The organism is Novosphingobium resinovorum (genome assembly GCF_036352595.1).
In the GTDB taxonomy this organism is placed as follows: domain Bacteria; phylum Pseudomonadota; class Alphaproteobacteria; order Sphingomonadales; family Sphingomonadaceae; genus Novosphingobium; species Novosphingobium resinovorum_B.
Genome location: NZ_JAZFAX010000005.1, coordinates 124954 through 142132, shown reverse-complemented (window position 1 = coordinate 142132; position 17179 = coordinate 124954). Strand labels below are relative to the sequence as shown.

The 17179-nt window shown below is 68.4% G+C and carries 12 protein-coding genes; 8 read left to right on the top strand and 4 right to left on the bottom strand.

Features of this window, described 5'->3' with window-relative positions; all coding sequences use genetic code 11:
- Window positions 1–72: 72 nt before the first annotated feature.
- From V2S85_RS07185 to V2S85_RS07170, 4 genes are read left to right on the top strand one after another with little or no spacing between them, the layout of a single operon-like run.
- Window positions 73–1251 (top strand): glycosyltransferase, encoded by a 1179-nt coding sequence (locus V2S85_RS07185; RefSeq protein WP_330702173.1) that lies wholly within the window; start codon window positions 73–75, stop codon window positions 1249–1251.
- Between the two features lie 22 nt (window positions 1252–1273).
- Window positions 1274–2212 carry a hypothetical protein gene (locus V2S85_RS07180; protein ID WP_330702172.1) on the top strand — a complete coding sequence of 313 codons (939 nt, stop codon included), beginning with the start codon at window positions 1274–1276 and terminating at the stop codon, window positions 2210–2212.
- Entirely contained in the window at window positions 2209–2748 is a 540-nt protein-coding gene (locus V2S85_RS07175) for a DUF2141 domain-containing protein (protein ID WP_419198168.1), read from the top strand. Before V2S85_RS07180 ends, V2S85_RS07175 begins: the two co-directional genes overlap by 4 nt.
- Before the next feature lie 10 nt (window positions 2749–2758).
- On the top strand, window positions 2759–3910 hold the full coding sequence (locus V2S85_RS07170; protein ID WP_330702171.1) for a glycosyltransferase: 1152 nt from the start codon (window positions 2759–2761) through the stop codon (window positions 3908–3910).
- 27 nt (window positions 3911–3937) lie between these two features.
- On the opposite strand, the gene V2S85_RS07165 is transcribed toward V2S85_RS07170, so the two are convergent.
- Both V2S85_RS07165 and V2S85_RS07160 read right to left on the bottom strand, forming a co-directional pair.
- On the bottom strand, window positions 3938–6430 hold the full coding sequence (locus V2S85_RS07165; protein ID WP_330702170.1) for a glycoside hydrolase family 3 protein: 2493 nt from the start codon (window positions 6428–6430) through the stop codon (window positions 3938–3940).
- Window positions 6431–6727: 297 nt separating this feature from the next.
- The gene (locus V2S85_RS07160; protein WP_330702169.1) at window positions 6728–9196 is read right to left on the bottom strand and encodes a TonB-dependent receptor; all 2469 of its coding nucleotides are present in this window, start codon (window positions 9194–9196) and stop codon (window positions 6728–6730) included.
- 159 nt (window positions 9197–9355) lie between these two features.
- Here V2S85_RS07160 and V2S85_RS07155 point away from each other — a divergent pair, with 159 nt between their 5' ends.
- Together V2S85_RS07155 and V2S85_RS07150 are read left to right on the top strand one after the other, a co-directional pair.
- Window positions 9356–10594: an MFS transporter gene (locus V2S85_RS07155; RefSeq protein ID WP_330702168.1), complete on the top strand. Its 1239-nt coding sequence runs from the start codon at window positions 9356–9358 to the stop codon at window positions 10592–10594.
- Complete coding sequence (locus V2S85_RS07150; protein WP_330702167.1) at window positions 10591–11631, top strand: LacI family DNA-binding transcriptional regulator; 1041 nt, start codon at window positions 10591–10593, stop codon at window positions 11629–11631. Before V2S85_RS07155 ends, V2S85_RS07150 begins: the two co-directional genes overlap by 4 nt.
- 45 nt (window positions 11632–11676) lie before the next feature.
- On the opposite strand, the gene V2S85_RS07145 is transcribed toward V2S85_RS07150, so the two are convergent.
- Window positions 11677–11940 (bottom strand): hypothetical protein, encoded by a 264-nt coding sequence (locus V2S85_RS07145; protein ID WP_330702166.1) that lies wholly within the window; start codon window positions 11938–11940, stop codon window positions 11677–11679.
- A gap of 152 nt (window positions 11941–12092) precedes the next feature.
- Window positions 12093–12704 carry a helix-turn-helix domain-containing protein gene (locus V2S85_RS07140; protein WP_330702272.1) on the bottom strand — a complete coding sequence of 204 codons (612 nt, stop codon included), beginning with the start codon at window positions 12702–12704 and terminating at the stop codon, window positions 12093–12095.
- Between the two features lie 101 nt (window positions 12705–12805).
- On the opposite strand from V2S85_RS07140, the gene V2S85_RS07135 reads away from it, so the two are divergent.
- Both V2S85_RS07135 and V2S85_RS07130 read left to right on the top strand, forming a co-directional pair.
- Window positions 12806–13996 carry an efflux RND transporter periplasmic adaptor subunit gene (locus tag V2S85_RS07135; RefSeq protein WP_330702165.1) on the top strand — a complete coding sequence of 397 codons (1191 nt, stop codon included), beginning with the start codon at window positions 12806–12808 and terminating at the stop codon, window positions 13994–13996.
- A 6-nt stretch (window positions 13997–14002) separates the two neighbouring features.
- A complete protein-coding gene (locus V2S85_RS07130) occupies window positions 14003–17179 on the top strand; it encodes an efflux RND transporter permease subunit (protein WP_330702164.1) in 3177 nt (1058 codons plus the stop codon).

Genomic DNA, 17179 nt, shown 5'->3' with positions numbered 1-17179 from the left:
AAACCCGAAACGCTAGGCCCATAGAGGCCGCCCGCGTAACGACTGGCGGGCGTTGGAAAGATGCAGAAACCCTTGCGTATTGCGATACCCATCCACGGGCTCGAGCCCGGCGGCGTCGAGCGCGTCGCCCTCGGCCTCGCGACGCAGTGGCGGGCGGCGGGGCATGAGGTCACCGTGGTGCTCGGCCGTTCGGCCGGCTCGGGGCTCTGCAGCGCACCCGCGCTCGATTACTGGACGGTGCCGACCCGGCTTTCCACGGCCGGCTGGCAGACGCCGTGGATGATCCATTGCCTCTACAGCTTCCTGGTGGAGCGCCGCGTCGACGTGCTGTTCTGCCCGGGCAATACGTATGCGGTGGTCGGCGCGGCGATGAAGCTGCTGCTGGGCAGCCACGCGCCGGCGCTGATGCTCAAGGTCAGCAATGCGCTGGAGCGGCCGGACATGCCCGCGGCGATGCGCCGGGGCTACGGCACCTGGCTGCGCGCGCAGGGACACGTCTTCGATTCGCTGGTCGCGCTGTCCGAACCGATGCGCCGCGAAGTGCGCGAGCGGATGCTGGCTCACGCGGGGCAGGTCGAAGTCATCGCCAATCCGATCATGGCGCGCGGACGGTTGCGGCAGCTTGCCCGGATCGAGCGGACCCCGGCTTCGGCCTGGGGCACGCGCTATCTGGCGGCGGGACGGCTGGCACCGCAGAAGAACTTCGCGATGCTGCTGCGCGCCTTCGCGCTTGCCGCGCGCGCCGGGGACAGCCTGACGATCGCCGGCGAAGGCCCTGAGCGCGGCGCGCTGGAGGCGCTGGTGGCGGAGTTGGGGCTGGCGGGAAGAGTCACTTTCGCGGGTCATGTCGCGACCATCGACCCGCTGCTGGAAACCGCCGACGCGCTGCTGCTGAGTTCGCACTACGAGGGCCTGCCCGGCGTGGTGGTGGAGGCGCTGGCGGCGGGCGTGCCGGTGCTCGCCACCGACTGCTGCGTCAGCATGGCGGGGCTGATCGACCATGGCCGCACCGGCCTGCTCGTTACGCCGGGCTGCATCGCAGGCTTCGCGCGCGGCATCGCGCAACTGCGCGAGATGTCCGGCGATCCGCCGCGCGCCCGTGCGGTGGCGGCGCGCTACGAACTTGAGGGCGCCGCCGGGCGCTATCTCGATCTCATGCACCAGGTGACGTCGCAGCGCGAAAGCGAGCGCCGGCGCGCCCTGGCGATCAGCACGCTGACGCCGTGCCGGTCGCTGCGCCGCTCGCAGTAGCGTCCTTTCCGGAGACCGCCTTTTGTTCGAACCCGCCCCCCAGCCTGTCGTTGCCGATGGCCCCCATCCGCCGGTCATCGAATTCATCCCTCAGGACCGCGCGGCCGGAGGCGGGCGCCGGGCGGTGTTCTCGATCCTGCTGTCGCTGGCGGTGATCCTGGCGGTCATTTTCGAAACGGGCAGCATGGAACTGCGCCGCCTGCCGGCGATGATCCCGACCTCGCCGCTGTTCTGGGCGATCTTCGCCGCCGCCTACCTCGCGGCGCCGGCGGGTGACTGGGTGATCTTCCGCAGGCTCTGGAACATTCCCGCCAGCGGCATGCTCGCGCTGGTGCGCAAGAAGATCTACAACGAACTGCTGCTGGGCTACCTGGGCGAGGCCTATTTCTACACCTGGGCCCGCCGCCGCGTGGCGCTGGATGCGGCGCCGTTCGGGGCGGTGAAGGACGTCGCGATCCTCTCCGCGATCACCGGCAACGCGGTGACGCTGGTGCTGCTGGTGGTGGCGGTGCCGTTCCTCGGCTTCGACAAGCTGGGTATCGACGGGCGGGTGCTGACCGCCTCGCTGGCGGTGCTGCTGGCGATCTCCCTGGGGGCGATGGTGCTGCGCCGCCGCGTGTTCAGCCTGCCGCCGCAGGACTTGTGGATGATCGGCCGGGTCCACCTGGCGCGCATCGTCGTCTCGACCGTGCTGCTGGCGCTGCTCTGGCACCTCGTGCTGCCCGAAGTCGCGCTCAGCTGGTGGCTCTATCTCTCGACCCTGCGCCTGCTCGTCTCGCGCCTGCCGCTGGTGCCGAACAAGGATCTGCTGTTCGCCGGGATCACCGTGGTGGTGCTCGGCGAGGAGCGGGACATCGGCGCGCTGATGGCGCTGATGGCCGGGCTGATCCTGGCGACGCACCTGGTGCTGGGCGCCGCGATCGCCCTCAACGACCTCGCCAATCCGGAGCGCCGCGCGTGATTGCCTCGCTGTTCCTGCTGGCCGCCGCGATCCCTGCCGCGATCCCTGCCTCGACCCCTGCCGCGATCCCCTCCACCCCGGACCTCGGCAAGGCGCAGGCGCGCTGCCGTCCCGACGAGCGCGGCCCCGCCTTCGAAGTCGAGGTGGCGGGCCTGAAGGACCGTGTCGGCAAGCTCAAGCTGGAGGTCTATCCGGCCAATGACCGCGACTTCCTGGCGGACGACAACCTGCTGGTCGGCGCGGGCAAGACCTTCCGCCGGATCGAGGTGCCGGTGCCCGCCAGCGGCCCGGTGCGCCTGTGCGTGCGGGTGCCGGCGGCGGGCGCCTACGCCGTCAGCCTGCTCCACGACCGCGACGGCAACCGCAAGTTCGGCTGGAAGGTCGACGGCATCGGCTTCGCGGGAAATCCCCGGCTGGGCTGGAGCAAGCCGAAGGCCGAGCGCGCCACCGCCGTCGCAGGAGGCACGCCGACGCCGATCGTGATCGTGCTCAATTACCGCCGGGGCCTCGGCGTCGCGCCGCTGGCGTCGAAATAGGGAGCACCGCATGAGGATCGTCGATGTCTGCGCCTTCTATTCCCCGCGCGGCGGGGGCGTACGCACGTATGTCGAGGAGAAGATGCGCACCGGCCCGCAGATGGGTCACGAGATCGTCATCCTCGCCCCCGGCGACGAGGACGCGGTGATCGAGCGGGGCCCCCGCGCGCGTATCGTCACGCTGAAGAGCCCGCGCTTTCCGCTCGACCGCAAGTACTGGTACTTTGCCTCGGGGCCGCAACTGCACGATGCGCTGGACGAACTGCGGCCGGACTTCGTGGAAGTCGGCTCGCCCTGGCGCAGCGCCGGGCAGGTCGCCGAGTGGAAGGGCGATGCGCCGCGCAGCCTGGTGATGCATGCCGATCCGCTCTCGGCCTTCGCCTATCGCTGGCTCGGCCCGGTCTTCGCGCGGCCGACGATCGACCGACAGTTCTCCGTCTACTGGGAGCATCTGCGTCGCCACAGCCGCCACTTCGACCATGTCGTCTGCGCCAATTCGGGCCTGACGCGGCGGCTGGCGCAAGGCGGCGTCAGCGCCACCGTGACGGTGCCGATGGGGGTGGAGCCGGGGCGCTTCTCGCCGCTCAAGCGCGATGCCGCCCTGCGCGGGCAATTGCTCGCCGCCTGCGACCTGCCCGAAAGCGCCGCGCTGCTGCTGGGGGTGGGGCGGCTGGCCCCGGAAAAGCGCTGGCCGACGGTGATCGACGCCGTCGCCGCCGCCTCGCGCGAGAGGCCGATCGGTCTCGTGCTGTTCGGCGAGGGGCGTGAGCGGCGGGCGATCCTCGGCCACATCGGCGGCAATCCGCACGTCCGCCTGTTCACCCCCGAGCGCGAGCGCGAGACGTTCGCGCGGATCCTCGCCAGCGGCGACGCGCTGGTCCACGGCGGCGATGCCGAGACTTTCTGCATGGTCGCCGCCGAGGCGCGCGCCAGCGGCATCCCGCTGATCGTGCCGGACGAAGGCGCGGTGGTCGACCACGCGGCGGGCGGGGGCGGGCTGGCCTACACCGCCTGCGATCCGGAAGCGGCGGCGCGGGCGATCCTGGCGGTGCTGTCGGCGGGCGGGCACCGGCCATGCGCCACGCGGACGATGACCGATCACTTCGCCGACCTCTTCGCGCTCTACGAGGCCAGCGTCATGGGAACCCGCCGCGCGGCGTGATCTTCGCTCGCAATGACGATGGGGCGCTTACTTCTCGTCCCCGCACTGGGTCATCGGCACCGAGACGTAGTCCAGCTTGACGTCCGACACGCTGAGGTCCGCCGCAGCGGTGGCTTTCAGCACCAGCGGCGCGGTGACGCTCGCCATGTCCGCGCCGCGCGCGGCGAAGCACTTGAGCGGGATGGCGAGGCGGCCCCACTGGCCCGGCGCGGTGGCCGAGAGGGCGCCGGTGACCGGCACGCTCGCCAGCTTGCCGCCGCTGAGGAACCCGGCCGTCAGCGCGCCCGAGGGCTTGCCCTCCAGCCGGTACTCGAAGACGAGGCTGATCTCGCCGTTGCTCTCGCGCGAGAGGTCGAAGGGGCGCGGGGCGGTGAAGGCTACGCTGCCGGGGCCGTTGAAGGTCAGGCGCCTGGCGTCCTCCTGCGCGCGGTGGTCGACGCCCGACTGGCGCACGCCCTCGGCGGCGATCTCCCAGCCCGGCGGGGTCTGGCCGCGTTCGAAGAAGACGGTGGGGGCGGCCTGCTCCAGCCCGGCGGGGCGCGTTTCGTCGAGCTGGCCCAGCTTTCCGGGCGCGGCATACGTCAGGCCGTAGCCGAAGGGGAACAGCGGATCGTAGTTCGGATCGCGGCGGTTGAGGACGTACTGGTCGGGGCGCTTGGGCCAGGAGAAGCTGAGCTTGCCATGGAAATCGTATTTCGGCTTGCCGTCCTTGCCCGCGAACAGCACGTCGGCGACGCCGCCGCCCTCGCTGCCGGGCAGGAACGCCGCGACGAAGGCGTCGGAGGCGTTCAATTCGGCATTCACCCATAGCGGGCGGCCCGAGAGGAACACCGCCACCACCGGAATGCCCGCCGCCTTGAACCCCCGCAGCATTTCGAGGTCGTGCTTGTCGCCGGGGCTGTATTCGAGGTTGGGGATGTCGCCCTTGAACTCGGCATAGGGCTTCTCGCCGAAGACCATGATGGCGACGTCGGGCTTCTTCGCGAACTGGCCGTCCGGCGCATATGTCGCGGTGCCGCCGCCTGCCTTCACGGTTTCCTCGATGCCCTTCCAGATCGACTGGGCATTGGGGAAGGCGGAGTTCGGCACGTCGATGCCCTGCCAGGTGATCGACCAGCCGCCCGCCTGCTGGCTGATGCTGTCCGCCGCCGCGCCCGCGACGAGGACATTGGCGGTGGGCTTGAGCGGCAGCACACCCTCGTTCTTGAGCAGCACCATGGACTCGCGCACGGCGCGGCGCGCCACGGCCCGGTTCTCGGGGGAGGCGATGTTGGCGAACTTCGCGGCATAGGCGCGGCTGGAGGGACGGCCCCGGTCGAAGGTGCCCGCGCGCAGCTTCACGCGCAGGATGCGGCGCACCGCATCGTCGAGGCGGGCGGCGGAGATGGTGCCGTCCTTCGCTTCGCGCAGGGTGTTGGCGTAGAGCGTCTTCCACGCCGGGCCGGAATACATGAACATGTCGAGGCCCGCATTGATCGCCTGCGGACAGTCCTCGTTCGAACAGCCCCGGACCTGCCCGTGGCTGTTCCAGTCGCCCACCACGAAGCCGTCGAAGCCCATGCGGTCCTTCAGCACGTCGGTCAGCAGCGACTTGTTGCCGCTCATCTTCTCGCCGTTCCAGCTGGAGAAGCTGGCCATGACCGACTGCGTGCCCGCCTCGATCGCGGCGGGGTAGCCGCCCAGATGCACGTCGCGCAGCACCTGTTCGGAGACGCGCGTGTCGCCCTGATCGCGCCCGCCGGTGCCGCCGTCGCCGAGGAAGTGCTTGGTCGTGGCGATCAGGTGCTCGGGGGCGAGGAAGCCCCTGGTGCCGACCTTGCCCTGCACGCCCTCGATCATCGCGCCGGCATAGTCGGCGGCGACTTCGGGCTCCTCGGAATAGCTTTCGTAGGTGCGGCCCCAGCGGTCGTCCTGCACCACCGCGAGGGTGGGGGCGAACGTCCAGTCGAGGCCCGCCGCCGCCGTCTCCAGCGCGGTGACCTTGCCGATCTCGCGGATCAGGTCGCGGTCGCGCGCGGCGCCGAGGCCGATGTTGTGGGGGAAGAGGGTGGCGCCGACGATGTTGTTGTTGCCGTGGACGGAATCGGTGCCCCAGATGATCGGGATCTTGGGTCCGGGTGCCGCCATCGAGGCGTCGTAGTATTCGTCCGCCAGCTTCAGCCACTTGGCGGGCGGGGCATATTCGTCGTCGTAAGGGCCGGAGTTGCCGCCGTTCAGCACGGAGCCGATCCGCGTCTCGCGCACTTGCGCGGGCGTGATCGAGCCGATGTCCACCTGGATCAGCTGGCCGACCTTGTCCTCGACCGACATGGTCCCCAGCAGTGCCTCGACGCGCTTCTCCACCGCCGGATCGCGCTGCGGCTGGGCCTTGACCTGCGGCCAGAGGTCCGGGTGCGCGATCGAGGCGGGGGGCTGCTGGTTCTGCTGCTGGCTTTGGGCCGCCAGCGGCGCGGCGAGCAGGCCCACGGCAAGGGCGGCGAGGGAGATACGTGCCAGAGAGACATGGGATACGGCGGTCATAGGGCGTCCTTACCTGATGATTGGGTCGCGATCATGGCCGAACGTGGCCGGGGAGGGGGCGGCGACGGGCATATTTGCCGCGCCGCCGCCCGGGGTGACCTGCGCACTCGCGGAGGAGGTGCGGCGCGCGCGGGTCACCGGGGGGGCTGGTGTCTTCCTTCCCACCTCTCCCCATTCCCCACCGCTCATCCTGAGCCTGTCGAAGGATGGGAGCACAGCGCCCAGCCTCGGGGGCTTCGACAAGCTCAGCCTGAGCGGTTGGAGAGGGGGGGGAGGGATGGGAGAGGGTAACAAGGATCAGAAGCTGGCCTTCGCCCGCACGCCCCATGTGCGCGGCGCCTGCAGGTTGGACAGGAACACCGGGTCATAGCGCGGCGTGCCGAAGGCGCTGGCGTTGGTGCGGATCTTCTTGTCCTCGATGTTCATGACGAAGGCCTCGACCGAATACTTCTGGTCCGCCGAGGTGAAGCGCAGCGAGGCGTCCGAGCGGAAGTACGCCTTCTGGCGATCCCAGTCGGTGCCGTTGGTGCCCCGGCTGGGCATGTTGTCGGCCGGATCGTTGGCGTTGACGAAGGGGTTGGCGTCGCCGTTGAAGTAGCTCAGCCAGCTGGCGGTTTCGTAATGCGTGGTCAGGCGCGGGGTGATCGTCGCGCCGCTGGCCATCACGAAGTCGTGCTCGTAGCTGGCAGTCGCCGAGAAGCGCGGCGCGTGGGCCAGTTCGTTGCCCTTGAGCTGCACGATCGAGGAGGCCTTGCCGCCATCGTAGAGCCGCCCGTCGACGCTTTCCAGATCGTCCATCTTGGTCTTCTGCAGGGTGCCGGAGAACTGCAGGCGATCATTGGGCGTGAAGTTGGCGGTCAGTTCCGCTTCCAGACCATACGCCTTCGCGCCCTTGGCGTTCTGGGTGATCATCTGGCTGCTGGTGACGTTGCCCTCGTCGTCGCGGAAGGTGACGGCCTGGTTGACCTGATAGCCCTTGAAGTCGCTGTAGTAGGCGGCAAGGTTCAGGGTGATCATGCGGTCGAGGAAGCGGCTCTTGAGGCCGACTTCGTAGTTGGTCAGCGTCTCGGGATCGGTCAGCCCCGCGTTGTCCTGGATGTTGCCCGACTTGAAGCCGGTGCTCACGCTGGCATAGCCCAGGACGTCCTCGGCCAGATCGGCGTCGACGCGGGCGAGGTAGGTCAGCTTGTCCCACTTGCCCTTGACGTCGTTGCTGGAGATCGAGAAGCCCGGCAGCAGGTTCACCAGTTCCTCGGCGGTGGCGCCCGGATAGGCGCCGAAGATGCCCGCCTGGCAGGCGCCGCCGGGTGCGAGGTCGGCCGGGGTGCAGCCGTCGCCCGAATAGGTCACGTTGCGGCCGCCGATGTCCTCCTTCTTGTCGGAGGTGTAGCGCAGGCCGCCGGTGACGCGGATCGCGTCGGTGGCGTGCCAGACGACTTGTCCGAACACCGCGCGCGAATCGATCTGGCGGTTGGCCTGGATGAAGCTGCCCGCCCAGCTGAACGTACCGTCGCGGTAGCCGTTGCGCTGGTCGATGTCGAAGCGGATGCGGTTCTTCTCGTGGCTGTAGTAGGCGCCGAGAATCCAGTCGAAGGTCTGCTCGCCCGAGGATTTCAGCTGCACTTCGTGGCTCTGGAAATCATAGCGCGAGGACAATGTGCGGTTCTCGCCGAAGGCGCCGAGCGGCAGGTCGTTGCCGCTGGCGTCGATTTCGCCGGTCGGGGGCAGGGCGCCCGCATCGGCGTCGGTCTGGGTCGAGCCGCCGATGCGCGACCAGCCGGCGATGTAGCTCAGCTGGATGCCGTCGGTGATGTCGTAGTTCATCGTGCTGCGCACCGCGGCCGAATAGCGGTCGGTGTCGGGCGCGGTGTCGGACAGGGTGGACCAGCGCTTGGTGCCCGCGCGCGGGGTTTGCAGCAGGCCGATGACCGGGGCGCCGGTGTCCCAGAAGCCCTCGGCCGACAGGTTCCAGCTGAACCTGTCGCTCGGCTGCCACAGCAGCGAGCCGCGCAGGGATTTCTGGTCGGCGGCGTAATACTTCTTGCCGCTGGTGACGAAGGCCGACTTGTTGATGCCCGCGATATCGGGCGCGGGCTGGTAGTCGGCGTAACCGTCGTGGCGGTCGGAGACGAAGGCGACGCGGGCGGCCAGCGTGTCGGTGATGGGGATGTTGATGGCGCCGCGAATGCCGAGGCGGTCGTAGTTGCCGCCGGTCACTTCCACGTTGCCTTCGAACACGCCCAGCTTCGGCTTGGCCGAGATCAGGCTGAGCGCGCCGACGGTGGCGTTGCGGCCGAACAGCGTGCCCTGCGGCCCGCGCAGCACTTCGACGCGCTCCATGTCGTACATCAGCACCGATGCGCCCTGCGAGCGCGGCGAATAGATGCCGTCGACGTAGATCGCCACTTCGGGGTCGGCGACTTCGGTATAGGCGCTGTCGTTGCCGATGCCGCGCAGGGTAAGGAGCACCGCCGACTGGTCGCCCTGCTGGTTGAACTGCAGCGAGGGGACGAAGCGGGCGAGGTCGGTCACGTCCTTGACCTGCTGCTTGTCGAGCTGCGCCTGGCCGAAGGCGGAAACCGCGATCGGGGTGGACTGCAGCGTCGTCTCGCGGCGGGTGGCGGTGACGATGATGTCACCGTCGGACGCCTGCGGAGCGGCTGACTGCGGGGCGCCTTGAGGCGCGGCGTCCTGGGCTTCGGCGGTGGTGGTCATGCAGAGTGCGGCCGCGAGCGCAGTGCTCGCGATAAGCGCGTTGCGTGTCATCTCTCTCTCCCTGAAGCAGACCTTCGCTGCTTTCCGGCGCCTCGTAGACCAAAGCTTGACAACGTTGTCAACATTGTTTCTGACATCGATGTCAAATCGTGATATGGACGGCTGCAGCTTTCCCGGCAGAGGCAAGCGCGTTAAGGATGCCCCGCATATATGACAGCCCTGATGGCGAAGGCCCCGACTTCCTTGGAAAAAACCGATGCGCCTACGCTGCTGTTCCGGCTGTCGGTGGGGGTGTTCTTCATCGGCGGGTTCCTGACCTCGTCGGTGAGCCTGCTGGTGCCGCAACTGAAGCTGATGCTGGCGCTCGACTACACGCAGGCGTTTCTCGTCCAGCTGGCCTTCCATGCTAGCTACCTGCTGTTCGCGCTGCCGATCACGGCCTTCATCGTCGCGGCAGGCTACATCCGCGCGATCGCGGCGGGGCTGGCGGTGATGGCGGCGGGCTGCGCCGCGCTGGCGGTTGCGCAGGGGAGCTTGTCCTTTGTGCTGGTGCTCGGCGCGCTGCTGCTGCTCTCGGGCGGGCAGACTTTCCTGCAGATCGCGTCGAACACCGTGGTCACCGTCATCGGTCCTTCGCGCGGCGCGGCGCGGCGGCTGACCTTGCTGCAGGGGTTCAACTCGCTCGGTACTGTCGCCGGACCGCTGGTGAGCGCCCCGTTGCTGCTGGCGCAAGTCGAGCGCGGGCACGAATGGCGACCGGCGGCGACGCTGCCGTTCGTCCTGACCGCACTGGTCACCGCCGTGCTGGCGCTCGCCTATGCCCGCCACCGCAAGGCGCTGGAGACGAAGCACACCGGCGAGGGCTTCGTGCCGACGCACCGGCTGTTCAGCGTGCTCTCCGAATCGCGGCGGCTGCGCTGGGGAACGGCGGCGATCTTCGTCTACGTCGGTGCCGAAGTGACCATCGGCGGGCTGCTTCCCAGCGTCCTGATGCGGCCTGACCGGCTCGGCGTGAGTGCGGTGACGGCGGGGCAGCTCGTGGCGCTCTACTGGGGCGGGGCGATGGTCGGCCGGTTCGCCGGTGCATGGGGCATGCGGCGCGTTTCGGAGGCGCGGATGCTGCTTTGTGTGTCGCTTGGTGCCGTTGTGTGCACGTTGGGTGCCGTTGGGTGCCCGGGCATCGCGGGGGCGGCGATGCTGGTTTCGGTGGGGCTGTGCAACGCGATCATGTACCCGACGATCTACACCATGGCGCTGCCGGAGGACGCCCGCGCGGCTCCCGTCGCCTCGATGTGGCTGTGCATGGCGGTGGTCGGCGGGGCGCTGGTGCCGGTGCTGACGGGGATCGTCGCTGACGGGGCGGGGCTGCTCGCATCGCTGGTCGTTCCCGCCGCCTGCTACCTTCTGATCGCCGGATTCGCGGCAGTTTTCCGGGAGAAACGGGCATGAAGACGGTCACCATCAAGGACGTCGCCGCCCGCGCCGGAGTCTCCCCCAAGACCGTTTCGCGCGTCATCAACGGCGAGGACCACGTCCGCCCCGAAATTCGCGAGGCGGTGCAGCGCGTCGTCGCCGAACTGAACTACCGCCCCAACGCCTTCGCCCGCAGCCTGTCGAGTTCGCGCTCCTACCTGCTCGGCCTGTTCATCGACGACCCGGTCTCCGGCTACGCGGCCGAAGTCCAGCACGGCGCGCTGCTGCAGTGCCGGGAACGCAGCTACCACCTCGTCGTAGAGCCGGTCGATCTCGGCCGCCCTGGCTGGCAGGAGCAGGTGCGGAGCAGCCTGTCCAGCCTGCGACTCGACGGCGCCATCGTCGCTCCGCCGATCTGCGATGATGCTGAATTGCTGGCGATCTTCACCGAGGCGGAGGTGCCGCACGTCCTGATCGGACCGTCGCAGCCGCCGGCCGATTCGGGCGCGGTGTGGATGGACGACCGCGCCGCCGCGCGCGAGATCGCGGCCTATCTCGTTACCCTCGGGCACCGGCGCATCGCCTTCATCCAGGGCCCGCAGAGCCACAGCGCCTCGGCCCGGCGCGAGGAGGGTTTCCGCGCTGCGCTGGCCGAGGCCGGCATCGCCGTCGACGAAGGCGCGGTGCGGCGCGGGGACTTCAGTTTCCGTTCGGGGCTGGAACTGGGCGAAGTGCTGCTGGACCTGCCCGACCCGCCCAGCGCGATCTTCGCCTGCAACGACGACATGGCCCTCGGCGCGCTCATCACCGCCATGAAGCGGGGCATCGCCGTGCCCGAGCAGTTGTCGATATGCGGATTCGACGATGTCGCCTCGTCGCGCGCGGCCTGGCCGCAGATCACCACGATTCGCCAGCCCAATGCGGAAATGGCGGCGGCGGCGGTCGATATCCTGGTCGATCCGGCTTTCCGCAGAAATGGCGGCGGCAGGAACGGAGATGCTCCCGCATTCCGCCTCATGCTGCCGCACGCGATGATCGTCAGGGGCAGTACCGGCCCACTGGGGACAGCCTGAGTGCCGCGCCGCCGCCTGCACTGGCAGCGGCGGCCGTCCTCGCGGTCAGTTCACCCGGCGACGGTGCTTGCCGCCGTAAGTCTTGCCGCAATAGTCGTCGAGTTCGCGCATCTCGGTCGCGGCGGCGGCGGCCATCGCGGCGGTGCAGGGCAGGTTCTTTTCGGCGGTGGCGATTCGGGCCTCCACGCGGTCGCGCAGTTCCTCGATATCGGCGCGCGACAGCACGTTCTTTTCACGCAGATAGCAGATCAGGCTCTGCAGCAGGATCATCGCCTTTTCACCGGAGTCGACTTCACTGTTCTCGATCATCATCCCGTCCTCTCGAGCGACCTTGGGACCGCCATTGGGGACAGGATGATACAACAAGGAAACAATGTCCAGCGGCAGTGCAGAACGCCGTTCCCGGCCCGGCCAGGGTTGTGCGGCGCAACATTCGCAAAGGCCGGGAGCGGGGTCTGGAATCACTCCTCCAGAGCGGCCACCTCCTGGCGCAGCAGGGCGGCAAGGCGCGTATGGAGCGTTTCGTGATCGCTGTCCGGCGAGAGCTGGCGCAGCGCCACCATGCCCCACGACATGGTGACGATGAAATCCATGACCGTGGCTCGCCGCTGCGACGACGCATGGGGTGCCAGCGAACCCAGCGCTGCGCCCAGGCTGGTGCGCAGCCGCTCGTCGACCCGGGCGTTCATCTGTCCGATCGCGGGATTCCGGCCGACTTCCGCCAGCAACTCGCACATCAGCCGCCGGTCCTCGCAATCCGGTTCGTCGAAGCCGATGCGCTCGACCCACTCGAGAATCGCGGTGCGGTCCTGCGCGGCGACGGCGGCGCTCAGTGCCTTCTCGTCGAGCCAGGCCGCGCACTCGGTTTCGCAGATGGCGGCGATGATCGCTTCCTTGTTGGCGAAGTCCCGGTAGATCTGCCCCACCGCAATGCCGGAAGCCGCCGCGATCTGCGCCATTCCCGTCTGATGGAACCCGCGTTCGACGAAAAGGTTACGGGCGGTATCGAGCAGGTGTTGGCGCCGTGCAGCCGACTTTGCCGCGCGGGGGCGATCCAGTGTACTATCTGTCATTCCCAGTCCCAGCTTGCATTCCTTGCTGCGACGCAATACCAGTCGCGCGAATCATGAGTGAACGATCACTCACGCTTTAACCCTCTTGGCGGAAATGCTCCATGAAAAAGATCGCCCCCCCGGCCTTCGCTGCTCCATCCATCGCACTGGCGGCGGCATTGTTCCTGTCGGCCTGCGGTGGCGGCGCGGAGCAGCCGCCCGCCGGACCACCCGAGGTCGGCGTCGTCACGGTGCGCGAGCAGTCGGTCTCGCTGGCCAACGAACTGCCCGGGCGCACCACCGCCTACGAGAGTTCCGACGTGCGGCCGCAGGTCAACGGGCTGATCGTGGCGCGGTTGTTCACCGAGGGTGACCAGGTGCGCGCCGGCCAGCCGCTCTATCGCATCGATCCCGCACCTTACGAGGCTGCGGCGGCGAACGCGCGTGCGGCGCTGACACGCTCGAACGCGGCGATCGCCTCGAGCGACGCGCTGGCGCGGCGCTATGGCGAACTCGTCAAGATCAATGCGATCTCGAAGCAGGACTACGAGAATGCCGTCACCAGCGCGCAGCAGGCCCGCGCCGACGTCGCCGCGCAGCAGGCGCTGCTGCGCTCGGCCCAGATCGACCTGGCGCGCACGACCATCCGCGCGCCGATCTCCGGCCGCATCGGCCGCTCGACCTTCACCACCGGCGCGCTGGTTTCCGCTTCGCAGGCCGATGCGCTGACGACGATCCAGCGGCTCGACCCTATCTACGTCGATATCCAGCAGTCGAGCGCCGACGTGCTGCGCCTGCGCCAGCAACTGCTCGCGGGCGACCTGACGAGCGCTGGCGGCAATGTCGCGGTCAAGCTCAAGCTGGAGGATGGCACGACCTATCCGCAGGAAGGCGTGCTCAAGTTCACCGACGTCACCGTCGATCCGACCACCGGCAGCCAGATCATCCGCGCGCAGTTTCCCAACCCGCGCGGTCTCCTGCTTCCCGGCATGTACGTGCGCGCCGAATTCGCGCAGGCGACCAAGGCCAATGGCCTGCTGGTGCCGCAAGTCGCCGTCTCGCGCGACGAGAAGGGCCAGCCCACGGTCCTCGTCGTCGGCGCGCAGAACAAGCTGGAGATGCGCAAGGTCACCGCGCCGCGCACGGTCGGCCAGGATTGGCTGGTGACCGGCGGCCTCAAGGCGGGCGACAAGGTCGTCGTCGACGGCGCGCAGATGCTGCGTCCCGGCGTGCCGGTGAAGCCGGTGGCACCGCAGGGCCAGAAGGCCGCCGGTGCTCCGGCCGGCGCTGCCGCAGCGAACAAGGGGCAGTAAGCCGCCATGTCACGCTATTTCATCGACAGGCCCATCTTCGCATGGGTCATCGCCATCGTCCTGATGATGGCCGGCATCATCGCCATCCGCAGCCTTCCGGTCGCCCAGTTCCCCGAAATCGCGCCGCCCACGGTGTCGATCGCGGCGACGTATCCGGGCGCCGACGCGGAAACGCTTGAGCGCACGACGACGCAGATCATCGAGCAGCAGCTCAAGGGCATCGACAACTTGCGCTACTTCTCGGCGCAGTCCTCCTCGGCGGGTACGGTGACGATCACCCTGACCTTCGAGCAGGGCACCGATCCCGACATCGCGCAAGTGCAGGTCCAGAACAAGCTGCAGGCCGCCACCCCGCTGCTGCCGCAGGAAGTGCAGCGCCAGGGCGTGCAGGTGCAGAAGTCGGCGGCGAGCTTCCTGCTCGTCACCGCGATCTATTCGGAGGATGGCAGCCACTCCGCCACCGACCTTGCCGACTATCTCGTCAGTCAGGTGCAGGACCCGGTGAGCCGCATCAACGGCGTGGGCGAACTGCAGATCTTCGGCACCCAGTACGCCATGCGCATCTGGGTCGATCCGCTCAAGCTGCGCAGCTACAACCTGACGATCGCCGACGTATCGACGGCGGTATCGGCACAGAACGCGCAGGTCTCGGCCGGCCAGATCGGTGCGCTGCCGGCCTCCAAGGAGCAGATGCTCAACGCCACCGTCTCGGTGCAATCGCGCCTGCAGACGCCCGAGGAGTTCGGCAACATCCGCCTGCGCTCCACCGAGGGCGGTGCCACCGTGCGCCTGCGCGACGTGGCGCGGGTGGAACTGGGCGCGGAGAACTACGGCTTCGACACCCAGTTCAACGGCAAGCCCGCCTCCGGCTTCGGCGTGCGCCTCGCCTCGGGCGCCAACGCGCTCGACACCGTGGATGCGGTGAAGGCCGAGGTCCAGAAGATCTCCAAGAACTTCCCGTCCGACGTCAAGGTGGCGTTCCCCTACGATTCGACGCCGTTCGTGCGCCTGTCGATCGAGCAGGTGGTGCACACCCTGGTCGAGGCGGTCGTGCTCGTCTTCCTCGTCATGTTCCTGTTCCTGCAGAACTGGCGCGCGACGCTGATCCCGACCATCGCCGTCCCGGTCGTGCTGCTGGGTACGTTCGGCGTGATGTCGGTGCTCGGCTACTCGATCAACACATTGACCCTGTTCGGCATGGTGCTGGCGATCGGCCTGCTGGTCGACGACGCGATCGTCGTCGTCGAGAACGTCGAGCGCCTGATCCAGGACGAACATCTTTCGCCCAAGCAGGCGGCGCGCAAGTCGATGGACGAGATCAGCGGCGCGCTGGTCGGCATCGGCATGGTGCTGTCCGCCGTGTTCCTGCCGATGGCGTTCTTCGGCGGCTCGACCGGCGTGATCTATCGCCAGTTCTCGATCACCATCGTCTCGTCGATGGCGCTCTCGGTGATGGTCGCGTTGATCCTGACCCCGGCGCTGTGCGCCACTATCCTCAAGCCGCACGATCCGAAGCAGGGCCAGGGCAACGGCCTGCTGGCGCGCTTCTTCCGCTGGTTCAATGACAAGTTCGACCGCGGCACCGAGAAGTACCGCGGCGGCGTGCGCCGTACCGCGACGGGCTGGAAGCGGGCGGGCCTGGTCTACCTGCTGATCGTGGGCTGCATGGTCTTCCTGTTCACGCGCCTGCCCGGCGGCTTCCTGCCGGACGAGGATCAGGGCGTGGTCATCGCGCTGGTGCAGGGGCCGTCCGGCGCCACCCTGCCGCGCACCCAGAAGGGTCTCGACCTAGTGCGCAAGCACTTCCTCGAGGACGAGAAGGCCAATGCCGTCTCGATCTTCACCATCAATGGCTTCTCGTTCTCCGGACAGGGCCAGAACGCGGGCATGGCCTTCGTCATGCTGCGGGACTGGAAGGATCGCAGCGGGGCGGAGAATCGCGCTCCGGCCATCGTCGGCCGCGCGATGGGGGCCTTCTCCCAGTACCGTGACGCGATGATCTTCGCGCTGACCCCGCCTGCGGTGCAGGAACTGGGCAATGCCACCGGTTTCGACATGTGGCTGGTGGACGAGACCGGCATGGGCCACGAAAAGCTGATGGCCGCGCGCAACCAGCTGCTCGGCATGGCCGCGCAGGACAAGCGGGTGGCGCAAGTCCGCCCGGTCAGCCTCGACGACGCGCCGCAGCTCGACGTGAAGATCGATCAGGACAAGGCCGGCGCGCTCGGCCTCGACCTCAGCTCGATCAACTCGGAGATCTCGACCGCGTGGGGCGGCTCCTACGTCAACGACTTCCTCGATCGCGGGCGTACCAAGCGGGTCTATATCCAGGCCGACCAGCAGTACCGCTCCTCGCCCGAGGCGCTGCAGAACCTCTACGTGCGCGGCACTGGCGGCGAGATGGCGCCGTTCGGTTCGTTCTCCAGCCTCGACTGGAAGCAGGCGCCGGTGATCCTCACCCGCTACAACGGCCGTCCCGCCATGCAGCTGCAGGGCGCTCCGGGCCAGGGCCTGAGCACCGGCGGCGCGATGCAGGCGATCGAGGAGATGCAGCAGAAACTGCCCCCGGGCACGGCCATCGAATGGACCGGCCTGTCCTATGAGGAACGCCTTTCGGGCGGCCAGGCGCCGATGCTCTACGCGCTGTCGCTGGCGGTGGTGTTCCTGTGCCTCGCGGCGCTGTACGAAAGCTGGTCGGTGCCGATCGCGGTCATGCTGGTGGTGCCGCTGGGCGTCGTCGGTGCACTGCTCGCGGGGTGGCTCACGGGCCTGGGCAACGACATCTACCTGCAAGTCGGCCTTATCACGACGATCGGCGTATCGGCCAAGAACGCGATCCTGATCGTCGAGTTCGCCGAAGAACGCGTGCTCGCGGGCATGAATGCCTTCGATGCGGCGATGGAGGCGGCCAGACTGCGTCTTCGCCCGATCCTGATGACCTCGCTGGCCTTCGTCTTCGGCGTGCTGCCGCTGGCGGTCTCGACCGGCGCGGGTGCGGGCGGCCAGAACGCCATCGGCCGCGCGGTGGTGGGCGGCATGCTCTCGGCGACCATCTTCGCGATCTTCTTCGTGCCGATGTTCTTCGTGGTCGTCGCCCGCCTGTTCAACCACGGGCAGACCGATCGCAAGAAGCCGAACACCGACGAGCCTCACGCCGACGGCCACGCGCCGCAGGAAAGCTGA